Source organism: Paratractidigestivibacter sp., assembly GCF_052362415.1.
In the GTDB taxonomy this organism is placed as follows: Bacteria; Actinomycetota; Coriobacteriia; order Coriobacteriales; family Atopobiaceae; genus Paratractidigestivibacter.
Window position 1 is genome coordinate 3,103 of sequence record NZ_DAWEMK010000008.1, and the last position, 988, is coordinate 4,090.

Sequence of the window (988 nt, forward strand, 5' to 3'; positions counted from 1 at the left end):
CCGGCGTGGACCTCCTCCACGCGGCCGTCCTCGGTCCAGACGATGCGCGCGCGGTCGGCGCGCGGGTACTGGTCGACCTCGATGTAGCACTTGTCGAAGCTGATCACGGCGCGTTTCGGCTGCTTGGAGTGCATGGTCAGGCTGATGACGCCAAGCTGACCGGAGCCGTTGCGGCACACGAGGCCGCCGGCGACGTCGACGCCCGTCTCGCAGGTGTTGCCGAGGCTCGCGACCTCGGTCGGGGCGGAATCCATGAAGAGCCGCATGATGGAAAGCGCGTAGACGCCGATGTCGAGCATGGCGCCGCCCGCGAGGTCGCGGTTGTAGAAGCGTGTGCGCACGTCGTAGGGTTTATAGCTGCCGAAGCTCACCTGCGCGAGATTCATGCGCCCGAAGTTGCCCGCCTTCATGCGGGCAACGAGCTGCTGATAGAGGGGCATGTGCAGGATGGTCGTGGCGTCCATGAGGACGACGTGGTTGGCATCGGCGAGCGTGCGGGCCTCGTCGAGCTCGGCCGAGTTCAGAGTGATGGACTTCTCGCACAGCACGTGCTTGCCGGCGGCCAGGCAGGCGCGCAGGTAGCGGATGTGGGTGTTGTGCGGCGTCGTGACGTAGACGGCGTCGATGTCCGGGTCGGCGCAGAGCTCCTCGAGCGTCTGGTAGACGCGGGGCACGCCGTGGGCGGAGGCGAAGGCCTCGGCCTTCGCAAACGTGCGGTTCTGCACGCCCGCGAGCGAGCGGCCGGCGAGTGCGAGGGAGTCTGCCATCTGGTTGGCGATCACACCGCAGCCGATGACGGCCCAGCGGAGCTCGGGCGCCGTGAAGATGTCCGACGGGAAGGCCTTCCCCTGCGCGGAGGCGAACGCCGCCTTCGCGGCGGCCTCGGCGTCGAGCGGGGCGGCGGAGATTGGCGCGGGTGCGGCGGAATCGGGCACGGTCATGGGCTTCTCCTCACGTTTATACAAGAGCTGCTGCTGCAAGTATATAC

1 protein-coding gene is annotated in these 988 nt (G+C 67.7%); it reads right to left on the bottom strand.

What is annotated here, in order from left to right; genetic code table 11:
• On the bottom strand, window positions 1-941 hold a 941-nt coding region (locus tag ACT84W_RS01710; protein WP_444327992.1), incomplete at its 3' end, for a Gfo/Idh/MocA family protein.
• Window positions 942-988 lie beyond the last annotated feature (47 nt).